The 20,635-nt window shown below is 53.7% G+C and carries 18 protein-coding genes; 16 read left to right on the top strand and 2 right to left on the bottom strand.

Annotated elements, in window-relative coordinates:
- Positions 1-17 precede the first annotated feature (17 nt).
- The 8 genes from ACCW76_RS15345 to ACCW76_RS15310 all read left to right on the top strand — a co-directional run bounded on the left by ACCW76_RS15345 (position 18) and on the right by ACCW76_RS15310 (position 8,014).
- Entirely contained in the window at positions 18-881 is an 864-nt protein-coding gene (locus ACCW76_RS15345) for a YicC/YloC family endoribonuclease (RefSeq protein WP_045815725.1), read from the top strand.
- A gap of 424 nt (positions 882-1,305) precedes the next feature.
- A complete protein-coding gene (gene lpxP / locus ACCW76_RS15340; protein ID WP_436339056.1) occupies positions 1,306-2,229 on the top strand; it encodes a kdo(2)-lipid IV(A) palmitoleoyltransferase in 924 nt (307 codons plus the stop codon).
- Between the two features lie 139 nt (positions 2,230-2,368).
- On the top strand, positions 2,369-3,823 hold the full coding sequence (locus ACCW76_RS15335) for an efflux transporter outer membrane subunit (protein WP_436339054.1): 1,455 nt from the start codon (positions 2,369-2,371) through the stop codon (positions 3,821-3,823).
- 72 nt (positions 3,824-3,895) lie between these two features.
- Complete coding sequence (locus tag ACCW76_RS15330) at positions 3,896-5,038, top strand: alanine racemase (RefSeq protein ID WP_436339100.1); 1,143 nt, start codon at positions 3,896-3,898, stop codon at positions 5,036-5,038.
- A gap of 218 nt (positions 5,039-5,256) precedes the next feature.
- Entirely contained in the window at positions 5,257-5,652 is a 396-nt protein-coding gene (locus ACCW76_RS15325; protein WP_034823851.1) for a hypothetical protein, read from the top strand.
- A gap of 436 nt (positions 5,653-6,088) precedes the next feature.
- Complete coding sequence (locus ACCW76_RS15320) at positions 6,089-6,355, top strand: hypothetical protein (RefSeq protein ID WP_034823852.1); 267 nt, start codon at positions 6,089-6,091, stop codon at positions 6,353-6,355.
- Between the two features lie 74 nt (positions 6,356-6,429).
- Positions 6,430-7,074, top strand: a complete 645-nt coding sequence (locus ACCW76_RS15315) for an oligosaccharide flippase family protein (protein WP_436339052.1) — start codon at positions 6,430-6,432, stop codon at positions 7,072-7,074.
- Between the two features lie 322 nt (positions 7,075-7,396).
- Positions 7,397-8,014 (top strand): trimeric intracellular cation channel family protein, encoded by a 618-nt coding sequence (locus ACCW76_RS15310; RefSeq protein ID WP_038644022.1) that lies wholly within the window; start codon positions 7,397-7,399, stop codon positions 8,012-8,014.
- Here the strand turns inward: ACCW76_RS15310 and ligB are convergent.
- Positions 7,955-9,697, bottom strand: coding sequence for an NAD-dependent DNA ligase LigB (gene ligB, locus ACCW76_RS15305; RefSeq protein WP_436339051.1), 1,743 nt, complete (start codon positions 9,695-9,697; stop codon positions 7,955-7,957). The two genes, ACCW76_RS15310 and ligB, sit on opposite strands and share 60 nt — an antisense overlap.
- A 239-nt stretch (positions 9,698-9,936) precedes the next feature.
- Between ligB and gmk the strand changes: the two genes are divergently transcribed.
- The 5 genes from gmk to recG are packed head-to-tail and all read left to right on the top strand — an operon-like array spanning position 9,937 to position 15,796.
- On the top strand, positions 9,937-10,560 hold the full coding sequence (gene gmk, locus ACCW76_RS15300; RefSeq protein WP_034823854.1) for a guanylate kinase: 624 nt from the start codon (positions 9,937-9,939) through the stop codon (positions 10,558-10,560).
- Positions 10,561-10,617: 57 nt separating this feature from the next.
- Positions 10,618-10,893 carry a DNA-directed RNA polymerase subunit omega gene (gene rpoZ, locus ACCW76_RS15295; RefSeq protein ID WP_034823855.1) on the top strand — a complete coding sequence of 92 codons (276 nt, stop codon included), beginning with the start codon at positions 10,618-10,620 and terminating at the stop codon, positions 10,891-10,893.
- A gap of 20 nt (positions 10,894-10,913) precedes the next feature.
- Positions 10,914-13,022, top strand: a complete 2,109-nt coding sequence (gene spoT / locus ACCW76_RS15290) for a bifunctional GTP diphosphokinase/guanosine-3',5'-bis pyrophosphate 3'-pyrophosphohydrolase (RefSeq protein ID WP_436339050.1) — start codon at positions 10,914-10,916, stop codon at positions 13,020-13,022.
- Between the two features lie 3 nt (positions 13,023-13,025).
- On the top strand, positions 13,026-13,721 hold the full coding sequence (gene trmH, locus ACCW76_RS15285) for a tRNA (guanosine(18)-2'-O)-methyltransferase TrmH (RefSeq protein WP_034823857.1): 696 nt from the start codon (positions 13,026-13,028) through the stop codon (positions 13,719-13,721).
- Complete coding sequence (gene recG, locus ACCW76_RS15280) at positions 13,718-15,796, top strand: ATP-dependent DNA helicase RecG (RefSeq protein ID WP_436339049.1); 2,079 nt, start codon at positions 13,718-13,720, stop codon at positions 15,794-15,796. Before trmH ends, recG begins: the two co-directional genes overlap by 4 nt.
- A 52-nt stretch (positions 15,797-15,848) precedes the next feature.
- Here recG and ACCW76_RS15275 read toward each other — a convergent pair whose 3' ends face one another.
- Complete coding sequence (locus ACCW76_RS15275) at positions 15,849-16,325, bottom strand: MarR family winged helix-turn-helix transcriptional regulator (RefSeq protein ID WP_045815732.1); 477 nt, start codon at positions 16,323-16,325, stop codon at positions 15,849-15,851.
- 70 nt (positions 16,326-16,395) lie between these two features.
- On the opposite strand from ACCW76_RS15275, the gene ACCW76_RS15270 reads away from it, so the two are divergent.
- The 3 genes from ACCW76_RS15270 to ACCW76_RS15260 all read left to right on the top strand — a co-directional run bounded on the left by ACCW76_RS15270 (position 16,396) and on the right by ACCW76_RS15260 (position 20,602).
- Positions 16,396-17,331: a quinone oxidoreductase family protein gene (locus tag ACCW76_RS15270; protein ID WP_436339047.1), complete on the top strand. Its 936-nt coding sequence runs from the start codon at positions 16,396-16,398 to the stop codon at positions 17,329-17,331.
- A 92-nt stretch (positions 17,332-17,423) separates the two neighbouring features.
- Positions 17,424-18,800 (top strand): nucleobase:cation symporter-2 family protein, encoded by a 1,377-nt coding sequence (locus tag ACCW76_RS15265; RefSeq protein WP_045815734.1) that lies wholly within the window; start codon positions 17,424-17,426, stop codon positions 18,798-18,800.
- A gap of 122 nt (positions 18,801-18,922) precedes the next feature.
- A complete protein-coding gene (locus ACCW76_RS15260) occupies positions 18,923-20,602 on the top strand; it encodes an AsmA family protein (protein WP_436339046.1) in 1,680 nt (559 codons plus the stop codon).
- Positions 20,603-20,635: the final 33 nt, after the last annotated feature.

Raw genomic sequence — 20,635 nt, 5'->3', positions numbered from 1 at the left:
AAAATGAGTACAAGCTTATGATCCGCAGCATGACCGCTTACGCCCGCCGCGAAGCAAAAGGCCACTGGGGCAGCGCAGCCTGGGAAATCCGTTCGGTAAACCAACGCTATCTGGAAACCTACATCCGTCTGCCGGAACAATTTCGTAGCCTGGAGCCGGTGATTCGCGAGCGTATCCGTAATCGCCTGACACGCGGTAAAATCGAGTGCAACCTGCGCTTTGATGCCGACCCCAGTGCGCAAGGTGAGCTGCAACTGAATGAGGCGCTGGCGAAACAGCTGGTGCGTTCCGCCAACTGGGTGAAGATGCAGACCGATGAAGGCGCGATCAATCCGCTGGATATTCTGCGCTGGCCAGGCGTGATGTCAGCTCAGGAACAGGATCTGGATGCTATCAATACCGAACTGCTGACCGCACTCGACGGCGCACTGGATGACTTCATCATTGCTCGTGAAAGCGAAGGCACTGCGCTCAAGACCCTGATTGAGCAGCGTTTAGAAGGCGTGTCGCTGGAAGTCAGCAAAGTCCGTGCGCAGATGCCGGAAGTGGTGAAATGGCAGCGTGAACGTCTGGTCAGTAAACTGGAAGAAGCGGAAGTGCAGCTGGAAAATACGCGCCTTGAGCAAGAACTCGTCATGATGGCGCAGCGCATTGATGTGGCGGAAGAGCTGGATCGTCTGGATGCGCACGTCAAAGAGACCTACAACATCCTGAAGAAGAAAGAAGCGGTTGGCCGCCGTCTCGACTTTATGATGCAAGAGTTCAACCGTGAGTCGAACACACTGGCCTCTAAGTCGATCAATGCCGATATCACGGCGTCAGCTATCGAGCTGAAGGTGTTGATTGAACAGATGCGCGAGCAGATTCAGAACATAGAGTAATACCTCATTCTGCTGATGTTGAAAAAGGCCCGGTCAGCCGGGCTTTATATCCGTAGATCACGCCCATCACGTTTCGCTTATCCGCTAGACCAATTTACTGGTTTTTCAATGTAAAGATTGTGAAAGCTTTGATGATTATGCATGTCAATTGCTGACCAAACGTGACCTTGAATTGACCTGATGGACTATCACCAAATGAAACTATGCTGTTGTTTATCATAACTTATTCATTTTCCAATCCCGATATCCTCTGTCGAATAACCCCCTTCTCAATGAAACCTCTCAATCCTAAAGATTGCAGAGATTGCGTTTCTTTAAGGGCACTATTTGCTAATCTACTGGTCGTAATTAACACAGTCGTACCGCCAGGAATTCATGGACACCCTTCTTTGTGCGATACATCCACTCTTTCCCTGAAGGCGTTATGAAGAAAAACGGGCAGTTCAACACCAAACTTTTGCATCCCCGCTATTGGTTCACCTGGTTTGGGCTAGGTATGCTGTGGTTGCTGGTGCAGCTCCCCTATCCTATTTTAATTCGGCTTGGCGCCTCTGCCGGCAAGCTGTCGCGCCACTTCCTGAAGCGTCGTGAGCGCATTACCCGCCGCAATATTGAACTTTGCTTCCCCCATATCAATGAGGAAGATAAAGAGGTATTGATCGCGGGTAACTTTGAATCCCTTGGTATGGCGCTGGCAGAAACCGGCATTGCCTGGTTCTGGTCTGATGCGCGCGTTCGTCGCTATTTCCATGTTGAAGGTTTGCATAACCTGCAACATGCCCAACGAGATCAACGTGGCGTGATGGCGATTGGCGTGCATTTTATGTCGCTTGAGCTGGGTGGTCGCATCACTGGGCTGTGTCAGCCGATGATGGCGATGTATCGTCCGCACAATAATCAGGCAATGGAATGGGCACAGACGAAAGGTCGTATGCGATCGAATAAGGCGATGATTGATCGTCGCGATCTGCGCGGTATGGTGCAGGCGTTGAAACAGGGCGAAGCCGTCTGGTTCGCGCCAGATCAGGATTACGGCCCAAAAGGCAGCGTTTTCGCACCGCTGTTTGCTGTCGAAAAAGCGGCTACCACCAATGGCACCTTCGTATTATCGCGTCTGGCTAAACCGGCCATGCTAACGATTGTGCTGATCCGCAACAGCGATAAGAGCGGCTATCAGCTCATCATTCAGCCGGAGTTGCAAAACTATCCGTATGAAGATGAAGCGGCTGCCGCGGCATACATGAATAAAGTGATCGAGAAAGAGATCCTGCGTGCACCTGAGCAATACTTATGGCTGCACCGCCGCTTTAAAACTCGCCCACCGGGTGAAGCGTCACTCTACGTCTAATCTGTTGATGCAGCAGGCATTCGCCTGCTGCCCCTTCTTCACTGCTCACATTTACCAACCATTCTTAACGAAAAACAGGTTTGTCAAAAATTGCACAGACTCATGTAATGGTCTGCTCTCTTCTATTCTGACCAAAAACATGAACCTGCTATTTACCACTAAACCACGCGCGCTGCTAGCGCTTGCCGTGGCCAGCGCACTGCTGGCTGGTTGTGCCAATCCGCACGGCTTACATCCTCATAACTCATTGCTCGATGCCAACTCACTGCAAGCCAAAGCATCCCTTAGCGGCGCGCATTTCAGCGCAGCAAACTGGCCGAAAACCGAATGGTGGCAGGGATTCAATGATTCACAACTGAATCGGCTCATTGCTGATGCCATGACTTCAAGCCCGGATCTGCAGGTGGTGAATGCGCAGGCAGATAAAGCCAATGCGCAGGTCATTGCCGCCGATGCTGAGCGCTATCCTGATGTGGACCTCAATGCCGGAATCACGCGTTCACGTGTGGCAAAAGTCGACGACCCGCTTCTGCAAGGGAAAAGCTACAGCACGCTGCGCACGGCCAATATCGGCATGAGCTACACCTTTGATCTGTGGGGCGGCAAGAAAGATGCGGCAGAAGCCGCGCTAGGGCAGGCGCGCGCCAGTGAGTTAGATCGTCAGGCCAGCCAGTTGACGCTCGCCGTCAACGTGACGCGCGCCTGGAATAACCTCAACCTGGCCTGGTCGAACGCTGAACTGGCAAAGCAGAATGCCGATCGTTCCAGTGGCATCGCCAAAATTCAGCAGCAGTATGTCAGCGCCGGTCTGACGTCCGACTATCAATATAAGCAGGCGCTGTCGCAGCAAAAAACCGCTGAAGCGACTCTGACCGAAGCCAGACAGAATGTCACCGATGCTGGCATTCAACTCTCCACGCTGATCGGCAAAGGGCCCGATTACTGGCACCAACTGAAACCGGCGAAAATGAGTGTCCCAATTGCCGCCACGCTGCCGGGTAATATTCCAGCGGAGCTTTTGGGTCGTCGCCCGGATGTGGTGGCAGCACGCTGGCGCGTAGAAGCGGCATCAAAACAAATTGCCGCAACCAAAACCGAGTTCTATCCCAACATCAACCTGGTGGCGGAAGCCGGTACGCGTTCACTGCTCGGCGATGCATTTTTCGGTGCGCCCAGCCGATTCTTTAACGTGGGTCCAAGTCTGTCTCTGCCGATCTTCGATGCCGGCAAGCGCCGCGCCGATTTAGCCGAAAGTGACGCTAACTATGACCTGGCTGTCGCCCAGTACAACAAGCTGCTGATTGGTTCCCTGGGTAATATCAGCGATACCATTACGCAACTGCAGTCGATTCAGGATCAGCTGGCGCAGCAGCAGAGCGCGAATCAACTCATTCATAGCGCATGGGATGATTTAAACCGTGAATACACCGCAGGATTGCGTCCGTACCTTGATGTGCTAACCATTCAGAACCAACTCATCGAGTCCGATCAGAAACTGGTGGCGTTACAAGCGCAGCAGATCAATCTGGCGGTAGTGCTGATTGCAGACCTGGGGGGCGGATTCCAGAACACTAGCGCTTCAGCTAAGGGATAAGCTGACGGCTGGCATTCTGCCGCACATTAATGAATGATAGTCCGCACCTGGAATACTCTGCGGATTATCATGATGGAACAGAATGCCAATGCCGGCTGGTTACGGCCGCTTATCGCTGACCGACTGACGCCTTATCTCGAAATTGATGCGACGCGTCTGCAACGTAATCTGCAACACATGCAGCAAAAAGCCGATGCTGCGGGTGTCGCGCTGCGCCCACACATTAAAACCCATAAGAGTGTCTGGATTGCCGAACAACAACGTCAATCAGGTGCGCGCGGTATTACCGTGTCAAAACCCAGTGAGGGTATTGCCTTTATCCTCGGCGGGGAGCGTGATGTACTGCTGGCTTATCCCGTTGTTCACGCCGATACACTCACTGAATTGCTGGCGGTCGCCGTGCAACATCAGGCGCGTGTCACCTGTATTGCCGACTGTACTCTCGGCGTCACGGCCATCGCTAAAGCGCATCGCCAGCAGCCCAGCTGTGAATTGTCTATCGCCATTAAAGTCGATGTGGGATTGCATCGCGTGGGGGTTGATCCGCACAGCGGTGACGCCGTGGCATTGGCGCAGCAGATTAAAGCAGCGGGATTACCTTTTGCCGGGCTGGTTTCGCACGCCGGCCATGCTTACGGCGCAGGTCATGCCGAGGCTATTGCTGAAGTTGCACAGCAAGAAATCATATTAATGCACCAGGTTCAGCAGCAATTGATCGCTGCAGGCTTTGCGCGTTGCCCCATTTCTGTTGGCTCTACGCCTACAGCACTGGCCGCGCCGGTGGCTGAAGGCAGCAACGAGATTCGTCCAGGAAATTATGCGCTGCTGGATCTTACCGCCTGGCGCCTGGGGCTGTGCACGCCCGATGCGCTGGCGCTCAGCGTGATAACACGCGTGGTGGCGGTGAATCCGCATTTCGCGATTATTGATGCCGGCTCCAAGATGCTCAGCTCTGATAAAGGCCCGCACGGCACTAACGCCAGCGGTTTCGGTATCGCCGTTGATGAGCAGGGCAACCAATACGAAGTTCTGAAGCTTTCGGAAGAGCATGGCTTTCTGCAATACGGAGATCATGCTCCGGCGCGTGGGGCTCTGCTGCGCATCTTCCCCAATCACAGTTGCGCGGTAGTGGCTCAATCTGACCGCTTTGTTTTACGCCATCAGGACGGCACAGCAGAGACGAAGGATATTCAGGGACGCGGCAAGTTTATCTGATAGCAGGATTTTTACTGGAAACCTCTGTTGCAGCACACTTCCACTATCCTGCCATTTGCAGCGGAATCCCCTTCAGTTAAGGTACTCTTTGCTGTAGGCAGTCTCATCATTCTGTAGGGTACGGCCTTAAGACCGCCATTTTACTGTGACGGTCATCATTCATCTCCAGAAGCCACCCTTACGGATTCCCTGCCTTTCATTCGCCTAACGGAGGTTCCATGCTGCCATCTCAGACAGTCACGCTGACCATTCCCCGCAACTGGTTAGATTTATATGAAACCATCTGGAAACCTGAATGCTTTGCCAAATGGGCCAGTGGGCTAAGTGCCAGTACGCTCACGCAAGAGGGTAACTACTGGAAAGCCAAAGGACCTGAAGGTTCAGTGAAAATCCGCTTCACGCCACATAACCCCTTTGGCGTCATGGATCATTGGATCGATACCGGCAGCGGTAAGGAGATTTATATGCCGATGCGCGTGATTGCTAACGAAAAGGGAGCCGAAGTGGTGATGGTGGTTTATCGCCAACCCCTTATGTCTGATGAAAAATTTTCTCAGGATGTTGCCTGGGTAAAACGCGACCTGGATCAACTTCTTCACCTGTTAACTCATTAGAATCAATGCATTATAAAAATCGTAATGCTTTAACTTTCGCTGGAAGTAATCCATAAAAAAGTCAATTTTTTCCACGTAATAGCGTTTAACTGTTTAACGATAATATCTGCTCCTTTTCGTGCTAATCACCAGTCTGGCTAAAGTCTTCTCACCAGGAAAATTCCTGGTGAGAGCACGCCCCCTAAGTATTAGTCCCTCTGATTTATCGGTGTTTTTTCTTACTTATTCAAATGACTTGTTTAATCGCCGATCAAAATGTCTGACATAACTTATTAATCGCTCAGCCGTCCCCTTATCTATTCTGATGCAAAGTCTGAAACCATTTATTCCTGAAGTTCATTTATAGGAGTTTTCTTATGGTGTTAATTTAATTAAAACACGGTATAACTCATTCACACACAGCAATACCCGATAATAACAACAGCAGGGAAATAACATGGATCGCTCAACCTATCCTTTGTTGTCTGAAAAAGAATTTGTTGAGATTGCCAGTAGGATACTGGCCGGGGAATATAATAACTCAAAGGGATTTTATAATGATCTTGCGGATTTCCTCCGAACAGGAGGAGATACCGCTGAGACAATGAAATATTTACGCGCCAGGGGCATCTCTTTAAATTCAGAGCATCATTTAATTGAATGCATCTTTACGTGGCAAACTCTGAAAGGCATTTCAGGGCTGCGTCAGGACACGCTGCATTGATGTGATCTGTACTCTGGGCAGGCGCCCGGGTGAACCCTTAATTGCATTGGTACATGTACCATAACGAGCAGAACATGGCGATAAGAGAAAAAAGTTTGGCCAGCGCCAAATGGTCAATTTTGTCATCCATAAAAATCGTCGGCATTGGTGTTTTACAGCTTTCACTTCTGGCACAAATACTTCAGGCAAACGAGTTAGATTTACTCGCCATTGCCATTGTGATGTTATTGATTATTGATACGCTTGCCGACCGTGGGTTTGGTAATTCAGTTATCAGAAATACAAACCTTAATAACAGCGAACTTTCCATTCTCTACTGGGGAAATGTGTTAAGTGGCATGATGATATTCGCCGTGCTGTTTATTGGTAGTGATTTATATAGCCGAATAATGAATCAACCGGAAATGGCGATTATGCTGGAAATGATTTCGGTGATTTTCATCATTATTCCGCAAGGGCAACATTATCGCGCCATATTACAGCGTGAGAAACAATTCTCGCGTATCGCCTTCACAGAAACCTCATCGGTGCTGGTAGGCCTGGGTGTCACACTGTTTACCGTATGGCTGACCCCTTCAGTGTTGTGCGCTATCTGGGGCTACCTGGCCATGGTATCCATCAGAATGCTGGTCTACTGCTACTACGGTCGTTCCTGGTTCCAGCCAGAATACCGTTTTAGCCTGAAAAGTTTCGCTAATGTGCGAGCAAGAAACGGATAATAAAAACAAGTCTGTATGGTGGGCTCTGGGCATCTGAGAAGATGCGTTCGCGTGCTGGTCGCCAGCACGCTTTTTTCTTTTTTGATACGGTTAACATCTCTTCTTCCCCGTCCTCTGTACCTCTCCGACCTGCACGATCACACGGATCACATCACATTTTTTAATGCGAAAGCATAACGCACTCCTGATTTATCAAGCGGGTTAAGCCTGTTAGCATGTGCGGCATCAAAACAGCTAATCCGATGACGTCTGCTTTAGAAATACTCAGTGGTCGATAGCTGAGGAAATCTTTAGGCTGGCCGCCGATCTTTTGGAGTGCTCTATGTTATTAACCGTTCTCTACATTATTGGTATCACCGCCGAAGCTATGACCGGTGCGCTGGCCGCTGGGCGCCGCAAAATGGATCTGTTTGGCGTCATCATCATTGCGTCCGTCACTGCAATCGGAGGCGGCTCGGTGCGTGACATCTTGCTCGGGCATTATCCGTTGAGTTGGGTTAAAAACCCGGAGTACATCATGATCGTGGCCGCCGCTGCGGTGGTGACCACTTTTGTTGCCCCTTTAATGAATCATCTGCGTAAAGTGTTTCTGGTACTGGATGCGCTTGGCCTGGTGGTGTTCTCCATTATTGGCGCGCAGGTCGCGCTGGATTCTGGTCATGCCTCGATCATTGCCGCTATTGCCGCCGTGATCACGGGGGTTTTTGGTGGCGTGCTGCGTGATATGTTCTGCAATCGCATCCCGCTGGTATTCCAAAAAGAGCTCTATGCCGGTATCGCATTTGCCGCAGGTTGGCTCTACATTCTGCTGCTCAAAACGCCGCTTCCCCATGAAGCCGTGGTGATCATTACGCTGCTGGCCGGCTTCATTGGCCGTTTATTAGCGTTGCGCTTCCGCCTTGGCCTGCCGATCTTCAACTATCCCCACCCCGAGCATTAAAGGTGCAGCAGGAATTTCCTGCTGCTGTAAAAAGCTGATCAGTTGCTGTAACTCCTCATCCTGCAGCATGGTCACAATCCGCTCTGCCAGCGTGCGCCCGATGCCGGGTAACTGCTGCCACTCTTCTGTCGAGCGAGCCAGTAACGCTGTCCAGTCGTTATCCGGAAAGGCCTGCAACGCGGAACGGGGAAGCGGTAGACCTAATGCGCTCACCCAGCGCCGAAAGGGTTGCTGACGTGTCTGTTGGAAACGCTGCCAAATCTCTTGTGCCCGCGCAGAGGACATCCCGCTGTCCTGTGCGATCTCTTCTGGCGTTAACGTCAGCCAGGAGAAAAGATGGGTGATCGCGCCACTGTTCAGTAACTGCTGCCAGCGACTACGTTGCACGCCAGGGATGTTCAGCACCGATTTCTGACTGAGCCAGCTGAGGCGTGATAAAAACTGCAGCCGGCAATCCTGGTTGAAGTGCAAACAAGACAGCGGATTAAATTCGCCCTGCTGCGGTGTTAAAGGATAATCGCGCCCTCTCACCCGCCAAATCACTCGCTCTAAGCGAGGAATCCCCTGACCGGCTAACGTGACTATCACTTGATCACCTGCGATGACATCCAGCTCCCGCCATCGCCGCAGCGATCCAAGATTCACTCTGCGCACGGTTTTATCATCCAGCTGAACGGGAATGAGGTTCAGCACCACGGCAATTTTCCCTGTGCGCCCTACATTGAAATCAACGGACAGCACTTCACTGCTGACTTCAACCGGCTGATATTTCCACGCGGCGGACCAGTGTCCCTGACCAGGCTGCCAGTCCCGCCCGGCACCGACGGGTGATTGATGGATCACGACGCCATCGGTGACGAACGGCAAAGATGCACGGAACCAGCGATCTCGCCACACCTCCGCCTCCTCTTCGTTATCGATTGGGCGGCTCCAGTCCTGCGCCAGACCGAATCCCCAGCGTGATAACTGCGCCAGTCGAGCGGGCATCTGAATTGGACCATCGGGCCATGCCCAGATAAAAATACCGAGATCTGCCAGCAGCGGGGAAGCTTCATGACGCATCATCGCACCCGCCACCTGCGCTCTGGCGTTTCGCCCTCCGTCACGTGCTTGCTGATGATCGGTCATAAGCAGAAACAGCTCACCTTGCAGCACCACCTCTTCGCGGTCGGTGTCGATGTGCGGTGGAATTGCCGGAATATGATGGGCTTTGCTTACCCACTCTTCCCCACGCAGGCCATCGCCGCGACTCACCAGAGAAACCAATTGCCCGCGTCGATACACCAGCGTTACCGCTACGCCATCGACTTTCGGCTGTATCCACAGTGGCGATTTATCCTGCATCCAGTAAGCCACCGCCAGCTTGTCACGCAGTTTCCGTACCCCTGTGTGTGCCACCGGATGTCGGGTACTACCGTCCGTTGTGGGCTGCGCTTGATAAGCCCGTTGATCCGGCGCGAAGCAGCGCTGCCAATGCAGAAAGCGTTGCTGCAGGCTGTCATAGTCCCCATCGCTAACCAGACTCGTGCCCTTGCGATAGTAGACATCATCCCAGTGCCGTAGCTGGCTATGTAATTGACCCATCTCTTGTTCGGCGCGCACCGGTGACCAGTTAGGGCACAGCGCTTCAGCCCCGCAAGCCGCAGTGAAAAACCAGCAACACAGCCACCACCATCCTTTCATTGTTGCTCTCCTTTTTGTCTATTGGAGAGTGCGATGAGGGCAATGACCAGTGCTGAAGGTGATAAAGAGCAAATGTATTCCCGGGTTTTTAAGCCGTTTGCAGCGGCTTACCGCGTTGTCTGGCGCGGGTTCACAGAAAAAGAATTACCTTAGCCCAACGGCAAACGCTGCGTGGCACCGTTAAGCCGTGTATACTGTGCAGGAAATCGACTCCGCTCTTTACTCAATTCAAGATAACCATGGCTCAAGGCACGCTTTATATTGTTTCCGCCCCCAGTGGCGCGGGTAAATCCAGTCTGATTCAGGCTTTATTGAAGACACAGCCGCTATACGATACGCAGGTGTCTGTTTCCCATACCACTCGCGGCGTGCGTCCCGGTGAAGTTCATGGTGAACACTATTTCTTTGTCTCCAAGCCTGAATTTGAGACCATGATTGCCGCTGAAGACTTCCTCGAACATGCGGAAGTGTTTGGCAATTACTACGGTACCTCGCGCGCCGCGATTGAGCGCGTGCTGGCGACCGGTGTCGATGTATTTCTGGATATCGACTGGCAAGGTGCTCAGCAAATTCGCCAGAAAATGCCTGCCGCACGCAGCATTTTTGTGCTGCCGCCGTCGACTGAAGAGTTAGATCGTCGCCTGCGTGGCCGTGGTCAGGATAGCGAAGAGGTTATCGCCCGCCGTATGGCTCAGGCCGTGGCGGAAATGAGTCACTACGCTGAATACGATTATCTGATCGTGAATGATGATTTCGACCTGGCACTGACCGACCTGAAACACATTATTCGCGCAGAACGTCTGCGTATGAGTCGCCAAAAATCGCGACATGATGCTTTAATCAGCAAACTATTGGCAGTCTGAAGTCACTTTCAGTATTATGCCCAGTCATTTCTTCATCATCTGTGGAGTAGCACACCTATGGCACGCGTAACCGTTCAGGACGCAGTAGAGAAAATTGGTAACCGTTTTGACCTGGTGTTGGTCGCTGCACGTCGTGCACGTCAGATGCAGGTAGGCGGTAAAGATCCGCTGGTTCCGGAAGAGAACGATAAAGCCACCGTTATCGCCCTGCGCGAAATCGAAGAAGGCCTGATCACCACCCAGATTCTGGATGTGCGTGATCGTCAGGAGCAGCAAGAGCAGGAAGCCGCTGAGTTACAAGCCGTTACCGCTATCGCTGAAGGTCGTCGTTAACAGCACTTCGCAGGTCAACCTTGTATCTGTTTGAAAGCCTCAATCAACTGATTGAAAAATACTTGCCTGAGGAGCAAATCAAGCGCCTCAAGCAAGCTTATCTCGTCGCGCGTGATGCCCACGAGGGTCAGACACGCTCCAGCGGTGAACCTTACATCACCCATCCTGTTGCCGTTGCCTGCATTCTGGCCGAGATGAAACTCGACCATGAAACGCTGATGGCAGCGCTGCTGCATGACGTGATCGAAGATACACCCGCCACTTACCAGGATATGGAACAGCTGTTTGGCAAAAGCGTGGCCGAACTGGTGGAAGGCGTGTCGAAACTCGACAAGCTGAAGTTCCGCGACAAGAAAGAAGCGCAGGCTGAAAACTTCCGCAAAATGATCATGGCGATGGTGCAGGATATCCGCGTCATTCTGATCAAGCTGGCTGACCGCACGCACAACATGCGCACGCTCGGTGCGTTGCGACCGGATAAGAAACGTCGTATCGCACTGGAAACGCTGGAGATTTACAGTCCTCTGGCGCACCGACTTGGTATTCATCACCTGAAAACAGAGTTGGAAGAACTCGGCTTTGAAGCCCTCTATCCAAATCGTTTCCGCGTGATCAAAGAGGTGGTGAAAGCGGCACGCGGTAATCGTAAAGAGATGATTCAGAAGATCCTTTCTGAAATCGATGGGCGCTTACAGGAAGCAGGTATTCCCTGCCGTGTCAGTGGTCGCGAGAAGCATCTCTATTCGATCTACCGCAAAATGCACCTGAAAGAGCAGCGATTCCACTCGATCATGGATATTTATGCCTTTCGCGTTATCGTGAAAGACCTGGATACCTGTTATCGCGTGCTCGGTCAGATGCACAGCCTGTACAAACCGCGTCCTGGACGCGTCAAAGATTACATCGCTATTCCCAAGGCCAACGGCTATCAATCACTGCATACATCAATGATTGGTCCGCACGGCGTGCCCGTTGAAGTGCAAATCCGTACCGAAGATATGGATCAGATGGCGGAGATGGGGGTAGCGGCACACTGGGCTTATAAAGAGGCCGGTGAAAGCGGCACGACCGCACAGATTCGCGCCCAGCGCTGGCTGCAAAGCCTGCTGGAGCTGCAACAAAGCGCCGGTAGCTCGTTTGAATTTATCGAGAGCGTGAAATCCGATCTCTTCCCGGATGAGATCTACGTCTTCACGCCGGAAGGCCGTATCGTCGAACTGCCTGCTGGCGCCACACCGGTAGACTTCGCTTACGCCGTGCACACCGATATTGGCCATGCCTGTGTGGGCGCCCGCGTCGATCGCCAGCCTTATCCGCTGTCGCAATCGCTAACCAGCGGCCAAACCATTGAAATTATCACCGCGCCAGGCGCACGTCCGAATGCGGCGTGGCTTAACTTTGTGGTGAGTTCAAAAGCGCGCGCCAAGATTCGTCAGCTGCTGAAAAACCTGAAACGCGAAGACTCCGTTAACCTTGGCCGTCGCCTGTTGAGCCATGCTCTTGGCGGCAGCAAAAAACTGGCGGAAATTCCGACGGAGAATATCCAGCACGAGCTGGAACGCATGAAGCTGACCAGCATTGACGATCTGCTGGCAGAGATCGGCCTCGGCAACGCCATGAGCGTGGTCGTGGCGAAAAACCTGCTGCAGTCGGGTGCTGAGCAGCCGCAAAGCAACAGCAAACGCAAAAAGCTGCCGATCAAAGGTGCTGATGGCGTATTGATTACCTTTGCCAAGTGCTGTCGTCCGATTCCTGGCGATCCGATTGTTGCGCACGTCAGCCCGGGCAAAGGCCTGGTGGTGCACCACGAATCCTGTCGTAACATCCGTGGCTATCAGAAAGAGCCCGAGAAGTTTATGCCGGTTGAGTGGGATAAAGTTATCGATCAGGAGTTCGTTGCGGAAATTAAGGTGGATATGTTCAACCATCAGGGCGCACTGGCGAACCTGACGGCAGCGATCAACACCGCGGGATCCAACATCCAAAGTCTTAACACGGAAGAGCGCGACGGCCGTGTTTACAGCGCCTTTATCCGCCTCACCGCGAACGATCGCGTCCATCTGGCCAATATTATGCGCAAAATCCGCGTAATGCCGGATGTGATTAAAGTTCACCGTAACCGTAATTAGTGCATGAACGCTCAACGTTTTGCTCGTATCCAGGAAATGCTGGCCATGCGCCAGCACGACCTCACCGTCTGCATGGAGCAGGTCCATAAGCCGCACAATGTCTCGGCGGTGATTCGTACTGCTGACGCGGTCGGCATCCATGAAGTGCACGCCGTCTGGCCTAGCGTGCGCATGCGCACCATGGTATCCGCTTCAGCGGGCAGCAACAGTTGGGTGAAAGTGCAGACGCATCGTCATATCGCGGAAGCCGTGCGTCACCTGAAAGATCAAGGCATGCAGGTGCTGGCTACCAATCTGTCGGCGAATGCGGTGGATTTCCGCGAGATTGATTACACCAAACCAACCTGCATTCTGATGGGGCAGGAAAAAACCGGCATCACCGCTGAAGCGCTGGCGCTCGCCGATCAGGACATCATTGTGCCCATGGTCGGCATGGTGCAGTCGCTCAACGTGTCCGTCGCCTCCGCGCTGATTCTGTATGAAGCGCAGCGTCAACGGCAGAACGCGGGCATGTACAAACGTCAGCACAGCCTGCTTGATGCCGATGAACAGCAGCGTTTGCTGTTTGAAGGCGGTTATCCGGTGCTTGCCCGCGTGGCGAAGCAAAAAGGTCTGCCTTATCCGCATATCAACGCCCAGGGCGAGGTGGAAGCCGATGCCGACTGGTGGGCCACCATGCAATCCACAGGTAAAAAATGAAAGGCCGTCTGCTGGATGCCATACCGCTCAGTACCCTGACCGGCGTCGGCGCCAGTCAGGCGGGAAAACTGGCTAAACTCAGCCTGTTCACTATTCAGGATTTGCTGCTGCATCTGCCGCTGCGCTACGAAGATCGCACCCAACTCTACAAGATTAATGACCTGCTGCCGGGCGTCTGGTCCACGGTGGAAGGTGAAGTGCTGCACAGTGAGATCACGTTTGGCCGCCGCCGCATGCTGGTGTGCCAGATCAGTGATGGCAGCGGCGTGCTGACCATGCGCTTCTTCAATTTCAATGCCGGGATGAAAAACAGTCTGGCGCCAGGCCGCCGCGTCACCGCTTATGGTGAAATCAAACGTGGCCAGCGCGGTGCTGAAATTATTCATCCCGAGTATCGCGTGCAGGGCGAACAGGGCGGCGTAGAGCTACAGGAAACCCTGACACCGGTCTATCCCACCACTGAAGGCATTCGTCAGGCCACGCTGCGCAATCTCACCGATCAAGCGCTGACGTTGCTGGAAAGCTGCCCGATTGCCGAGCTGCTGCCGTCAGAACTGAGCGGTGGCTTGATGAGTTTGCCGGATGCCCTGCGCACGCTGCATCGTCCGCCGCCCGATTTACGTCTGAGCGAACTGGAAACCGGTCGCCATCCCGCACAAAAGCGCTTAATCCTTGAAGAGCTGCTGGCGCACAACCTCAGCATGCTGGCGGTTCGGGCCGGTGCTCAACGTCATCATGCGTTGCCGATGCCTGCTAAGCATAATCTGGTGAATCAATTGCTGGCCGCGCTGCCCTTCTCACCCACCGGCGCGCAAAAACGCGTGGTTGAGGAGATCGAGCGCGATTTAGCCAACGACTTCCCGATGATGCGTCTGGTGCAGGGTGATGTCGGATCGGGCAAAACGCTGGTCGCTGCGCTGGCGGCGCTTGATGTCATCGCGCATGGCAAACAGGTGGCGCTGATGGCACCGACTGAACTGCTGGCCGAGCAGCATGCCAACAATTTCCGCCAGTGGTTTGCGCCGCTGGGCATTGAAGTGGGTTGGCTGGCTGGTAAGCAAAAAGGCAAAGCACGTGAAGCCCAGCAGGAAGCGATTGCCAGCGGACAGGTAGCGATGGTGGTCGGCACGCATGCACTGTTCCAGGAACAGGTGAAATTCAATGGCATGGCGCTGGTGATCATTGATGAGCAACACCGCTTCGGCGTTCATCAACGTCTTGCGCTGTGGGAAAAAGGTGAAGAGCAGGGTTTCCATCCGCATCAGCTGATTATGACCGCCACGCCGATTCCGCGTACCCTGGCGATGACTGCCTATGCCGATCTCGACACCTCCACCATCGACGAATTACCGCCTGGCCGCACACCGGTCACCACGGTGGCCATTCCTGACAGTCGCCGCGGCGATATTATTGAGCGGGTGAAAAACGCCTGCCATGAAGGTCGCCAGGCTTACTGGGTCTGTACGCTGATTGAAGAGTCAGATGTACTGGAAGCACAAGCGGCGGAAGCCACCTGGGAAGAGTTGAAACTTGCGCTGCCTGGCTTGCAGGTTGGGCTGGTGCACGGCCGCATGAAACCGGCAGAGAAACAGGCGGTGATGGCGGCCTTCAAAGCCAACGAGATTCAGTTACTGGTCGCAACGACGGTGATTGAAGTCGGGGTAGATGTGCCCAACGCCAGCCTGATGATCATCGAAAACCCGGAACGTTTGGGCCTGGCTCAGCTGCATCAGCTGCGTGGCCGCGTGGGCCGTGGCGCAGTCGCCTCGCATTGTGTGCTGCTGTACAAAGCGCCGCTCAGCAAAACCGCGCAGAAGCGTTTGCAGGTACTGCGCGACAGCAACGATGGCTTCGTCATCGCTCAGCATGACCTGGAAATTCGCGGTCCCGGTGAATTACTGGGTACGCGCCAGACCGGTAATGCGGAGTTTAAGGTTGCAGACTTACTGCGCGATCAGGGCATGATCCCGGAAGTGCAACGCGTGGCGCGCCATATCCACCAGCACTATCCAGAACAGGCTCAGGCGTTGATTGAACGCTGGCTGCCAGAGACCGAGCGCTACAGCAACGCTTAAAAGTGGGCAAAAGACGGCGTGTTGAAAAGCCAACACGACACGATGCCCGCCCTTACTCGCTACGATCGATCGCCATAAAATCCCCGACAAATTTCTGCAACAGACGCGTCAGCTCGGTGCGCTCGCTATCCTGCCAGTTCTCAAACAGATGCTGATAAATCTGCGCCCGTGCGGCATCGATTTTATCCGTCATCGCTTTGCCAGTGGCGGTAATGACTGCTTCGTTGACGCGTTTGTCTTTGGCATTTTTCTGTCGTTGCGCTAGCCCCAGCTCTTCCAGTTTCGCCACCTGACGGCTCACCGTGGTGTAATCGCGTCCGGCGCGCTCTGCCAGTTCCACCACGCCAATCGGTCCAAAGCGGCCAATCTGGATCAGCAGCGGAAATAACGCACGATCGAGTTGAATATTGGACTCTTTTATTAGTAATTCATCACGTTGCGGGCGATTAAAAGTACCCACAATCATCAGCAGCGCATTATGCAGATCGTCGAACTCTGCATTATTATGTGTATTTTGCACACTTTTCATTGACGTTATCCCGAGGCAGAACTAATGTGTGCATATTACACATAATTTCCGATTATCTGAAGGAGAAAGCATGAAAGCAGCTATCGTTTCCACAGCGGGCGAACAGCCGGTTTACGGTGATTTTCCCGAACCGCAAGCCGATGAACAGCATGTGGTTGTCAGCGTTAAAGCGGCTGCCGTCAGTCAACTGGCGAAGGCACGCGCTTCTGGCAAACACTACAGCGCCACCACACATTATCCTTTTATCACCGGTATTGACGGTACCGGTACGCTCAGCAATGGCGATCCGGTCTATTTTCTCGCCTTTAATGCGCCCTGGGGCAGCATGGCGGAAAGAACGCAGGTTCCCGCCGCGGCCATTGTGCCATTGCCCGCTTCGCTCGATCCGGTGCTGGCTGCCGCCATCGCCAATCCGGGCATGTCCTCCTGGGCAGCGTTGACGCGCCGGGCGCAGTTGCAGCCGGGTGAAACCGTGTTGATCAATGGCGCCACCGGCACCTCAGGTGGATTAGCAGTGCGAATAGCTCGCCATCTTGGCGCAGGCAAAATCATCGCCTCCGGACGCAATCGTGAAGTACTGGATCAATTGCGTGCCCAAGGCGCGGACATCACCCTGACGCTGGATGAGTTGCCCGGCGCACTGCCCGCACTGATGAAAGAAGGCATCGATATCGTGCTGGATTACCTGTGGGGCCAGAGTGCACTTGATATCATGCAGGCGGCTGTCGCGGGGGGAGAGAAAGCGGTGCGCTTCGTGCAAATCGGCTCGCTGAGTGGCCAGGAGATCACCCTGCACAGCAAGCTGTTGCGCTCATCCGGTCTGACATTAATGGGCAGCGGGCTGGGTAGCGTATCCGATGCGGAGCTGATTGCCTGTATCAGCGAAATGTTGAATGCCGCGGCAGAGAGTGATTTTTCGGTCGCTTTCCAGATGCGTCCGTTGAGTGAAGTGGCTCAGGCCTGGCAGGAAGATGATAGCCGTAGTCGTACCGTGTTTACGCTTTAAATCAATGCAAGTGAAAAGGGGCATTGCAAACGATTGCTTTCACACCGCAACCGTTTAAAATCGCCCCTTTGTTGTCATTGAGAACGCGCACCATGTCCGTTAATACTGCTGAATCTCATCAGTCAGCCCGTCCACAGAGTGAACTGATTTACCGCCTCGAAGACCGTCCACCGCTACCGCAAACCCTCTTTGCGGCCTGTCAGCATCTGCTGGCGATGTTTGTCGCGGTCATCACTCCTGCGCTGTTGATTTGCCAGGCGCTGGGTTTACCGGCTCAGGATACGCAACACATTATCAGCATGTCGCTGTTTGCATCGGGTGTGGCTTCAATCCTGCAAATCAAAACCTGGGGACCCGTCGGTTCTGGTTTACTGTCGATTCAAGGCACCAGCTTTAACTTTGTGACACCGCTGATTATGGGCGGCATGGCGCTGAAAAATGGCGGTGCCGATGTCCCGACCATGATGGCTGCACTGTTCGGTACGTTGATGGTGGCCTCCTGTACCGAAATGGTGCTGTCACGCGTCCTGCATCTGGCTCGTCGTATTATTACACCGCTGGTATCCGGCATTGTGGTGATGATTATTGGCCTGTCACTGATTCAGGTTGGCCTGACCTCGATTGGCGGCGGCTTCGCGGCAATGAGCGATCACTCTTTCGGCGCGCCAAAAAATCTGCTGCTGGCTGGCGCGGTATTAGTGGTGATTATCCTGCTTAACCGTCAGCGCAATCCCTATCTGCGTGTGGCCTCACTGGTGATCGCCATGGCGGTCGGTTACGGATTGGCATGGGCGCTGGATATGTTACCTGCCACCAGCGCGCCCACCGATCAACCACTGGTGGCGGTGCCAACACCGCTATATTACGGCCTCGGTTTTGACTGGAACCTGTTGATCCCGCTGATGCTGGTGTTTATGGTGACCTCACTGGAAACCATTGGCGATATTACTGCCACCTCGGATGTGTCAGAACAACCGGTGAGTGGTCCGCTGTATATGAAGCGCTTGAAAGGCGGCGTGCTGGCTAACGGCCTCAACTCATTTGTATCCGCATTGTTCAATACGTTTCCGAACTCCTGCTTCGGGCAGAACAACGGCGTGATTCAGCTGACCGGCGTTGCCAGCCGTTATGTGGGTTTTGTCGTGGCGCTGATGCTGATTGTGCTCGGCCTGTTCCCGGCGGTGAGTGGTTTTGTGCAGCACATTCCTGAGCCAGTGCTGGGTGGAGCCACCATCGTGATGTTTGGCACGATTGCGGCATCGGGTGTACGCATCGTTTCGCGCGAGCCGCTGAACCGTCGCGCCATTATGATCATCGCACTGTCGCTGGCCGTTGGCTTAGGTGTTTCACAGCAACCGCTGATTCTGCAATTCGCCCCGGACTGGCTGAAAACCCTGCTCTCCTCGGGCATTGCTGCCGGTGGTATCACCGCAATCGTGCTTAACCTCGTCTTTCCACAGGAAAAGTAACCCTTAAGGCAGGCTGCGGCCTGCCTGTTATTTATCCGCTTTTACATCCAGGCTGTTGAGCTGTAACGGTAATTCAGGCATAACAACCTCTTACCGGATAAATATCGGGATGGATGGATGCGATGAAATTTTTAGGCAAGTTTTTCCTTACCTTACTGCTGCTGATTCTGCTGGGGCTGGTTGTCCTGTATGTCTTGCTGCAGACACAGTGGGGCGCAGGTTGGTTTAGCCGTTGGGTAAGTGACAAGACCGCCTGGCATCTCTCCCTCAGCAAGATTGAGCATAACTTCTCTTCTCCCTCGCACATCATGCTGGATGATTTCAGTTTTGGGCACGATGGTCAGCCAGCGGTGTTGGTGGCCAAGCGCGTCGACCTCGGACTGGCACTGGTGCAATTCAGTGACTGGCTGCATTTTGATAGCATCGACGTTCGCGATGGCGAGATTAACCTCGCGAATCAGACGCCCGATACCACGCTGCCTATCCAGGCCAATCGCCTGCAACTGAATAACGTGCGCATTGATAGCCCGCACAGCATGCTGCCGATGATCGCTGAACGGGTTAATGGCGGAATTATCCCGTGGAAACCGACCCCGACGGATATGCTGGGCAGCGATGCACAGTTCCAGATGAGCGCGGGCAAGCTAACGCTGAATGGTGTTCCGGGCAACAATGTGCTGCTGCAGGGAAGTGTGAAGCAGCACCGCATGATATTCAGCAATATTGGGGCCGATCTCGCGCGTGGTTCGATGACCGGCAACGCCGAGCGCGACACGCAGGGTAACTGGAAGATTGATCAGCTACGTCTTAACGATATCCGCCTGCAGACCCATCAAAATCTGAGTGATTTCCTCAATCCGCTGCGCGACGTGCCGTCAGTGAGCATCAATCGCCTGGATATGACCGATGCGCGACTGCAAGGGCCGGATTGGGCTGTCACCGACCTCGATTTAACCCTGAAGAACATCACGCTGCGTGGAGATGACTGGCAAAGCGATGATGGCTCACTGTCGATGAATGCCGGTAACTTCATTAATGGTGGCTTTGAGCTTAACGATCCGATTGTAAATGCCAACTTCTCGGTGCAGGGCATTGAGTTGGCCCAGTTCAGTTCACGTTGGGCCAATGGCGTGATCCGTGCCAGCGGCAACTGGACGCGCAGCGATAAACGCCTGACGCTGAATGATTTAGCCATTGCCGGGCTGGAATATACCTTACCGCAGAACTGGCGCGATCGCTGGCAGCAAGCATTGCCATCATGGCTGGATAGCGTGTTGGTGACACACGCTACGGCCAATCGAAATCTGGTGATCGACATCAACCCTGCTTTCCCATTCCAGATGACCGCGCTGGATGGTAACGCCGATAACCTGCTACTGGCACGCCAGCATCAGTGGGGAATCTGGGGCGGTAAAGCGAGCTTTAACGCGGCGGAAGCAACGTTTAATCGCACCGATCTGCGCCATCCCTCCATTGCCTTTAATGCTAACGATCAGCAAATTCAGGTGACAGAAATGAGCGCCTTTAACGGCAATGGTTTGCTGGAGGGCACCGCGAGCGTTGGGCAGGATGCACAGCGCCCATTGACACTGAATCTCAAAGGTCAGGCGGTGCCAGCCAATGTGTTGCAAAACTGGGGCTGGCCTGCGTTGCCTCTTAGCGGCAACAGTAATCTTTTGCTGCAGGTGAAAGGTTCATTGAGTGCTGCCGCGCCATTGCGCCAAAGCGTTGAGGGGAATGTGTCAGTGACCACCGATACGCAATCGGTGCAGCAGACGATGCATGCGGGTCAGGTTCAATAGGTTTTCAGAAAAGGCAGCGGTGCGAGGAATGCC

Source organism: Pantoea sp. C8B4 (genome assembly GCF_051336905.1).
Lineage (GTDB): Bacteria > Pseudomonadota > Gammaproteobacteria > Enterobacterales > Enterobacteriaceae > Pantoea > Pantoea rwandensis_B.
The sequence above is the reverse complement of the archived record's forward strand: the minus strand, read 5'-3'. Positions and strand labels throughout refer to the sequence as shown.

Excerpts from the sequence above, each read along its gene's own strand:
- gmk (WP_034823854.1), top strand. The coding sequence starts at position 9,937 with ATGGCTCAAGGCACGCTTTATATTGTTTCCGCCCCCAGTGGCGCGGGT.
- ACCW76_RS15275 (WP_045815732.1), bottom strand. The coding sequence starts at position 16,325 with ATGAAAAGTGTGCAAAATACACATAATAATGCAGAGTTCGACGATCTG.
- ACCW76_RS15260 (WP_436339046.1), top strand. The coding sequence starts at position 18,923 with ATGAAATTTTTAGGCAAGTTTTTCCTTACCTTACTGCTGCTGATTCTG.
- ACCW76_RS15315 (WP_436339052.1), top strand. The coding sequence starts at position 6,430 with ATGGCGATAAGAGAAAAAAGTTTGGCCAGCGCCAAATGGTCAATTTTG.
- ACCW76_RS15345 (WP_045815725.1), top strand. The coding sequence starts at position 18 with ATGATCCGCAGCATGACCGCTTACGCCCGCCGCGAAGCAAAAGGCCAC.
- trmH (WP_034823857.1), top strand. The coding sequence starts at position 13,026 with ATGAACGCTCAACGTTTTGCTCGTATCCAGGAAATGCTGGCCATGCGC.
- ACCW76_RS15325 (WP_034823851.1), top strand. The coding sequence starts at position 5,257 with ATGCTGCCATCTCAGACAGTCACGCTGACCATTCCCCGCAACTGGTTA.
- ACCW76_RS15330 (WP_436339100.1), top strand. The coding sequence starts at position 3,896 with ATGGAACAGAATGCCAATGCCGGCTGGTTACGGCCGCTTATCGCTGAC.
- ligB (WP_436339051.1), bottom strand. The coding sequence starts at position 9,697 with ATGAAAGGATGGTGGTGGCTGTGTTGCTGGTTTTTCACTGCGGCTTGC.
- recG (WP_436339049.1), top strand. The coding sequence starts at position 13,718 with ATGAAAGGCCGTCTGCTGGATGCCATACCGCTCAGTACCCTGACCGGC.
- lpxP (WP_436339056.1), top strand. The coding sequence starts at position 1,306 with ATGAAGAAAAACGGGCAGTTCAACACCAAACTTTTGCATCCCCGCTAT.
- ACCW76_RS15335 (WP_436339054.1), top strand. The coding sequence starts at position 2,369 with ATGAACCTGCTATTTACCACTAAACCACGCGCGCTGCTAGCGCTTGCC.
- ACCW76_RS15320 (WP_034823852.1), top strand. The coding sequence starts at position 6,089 with ATGGATCGCTCAACCTATCCTTTGTTGTCTGAAAAAGAATTTGTTGAG.
- rpoZ (WP_034823855.1), top strand. The coding sequence starts at position 10,618 with ATGGCACGCGTAACCGTTCAGGACGCAGTAGAGAAAATTGGTAACCGT.
- ACCW76_RS15310 (WP_038644022.1), top strand. The coding sequence starts at position 7,397 with ATGTTATTAACCGTTCTCTACATTATTGGTATCACCGCCGAAGCTATG.
- ACCW76_RS15270 (WP_436339047.1), top strand. The coding sequence starts at position 16,396 with ATGAAAGCAGCTATCGTTTCCACAGCGGGCGAACAGCCGGTTTACGGT.
- ACCW76_RS15265 (WP_045815734.1), top strand. The coding sequence starts at position 17,424 with ATGTCCGTTAATACTGCTGAATCTCATCAGTCAGCCCGTCCACAGAGT.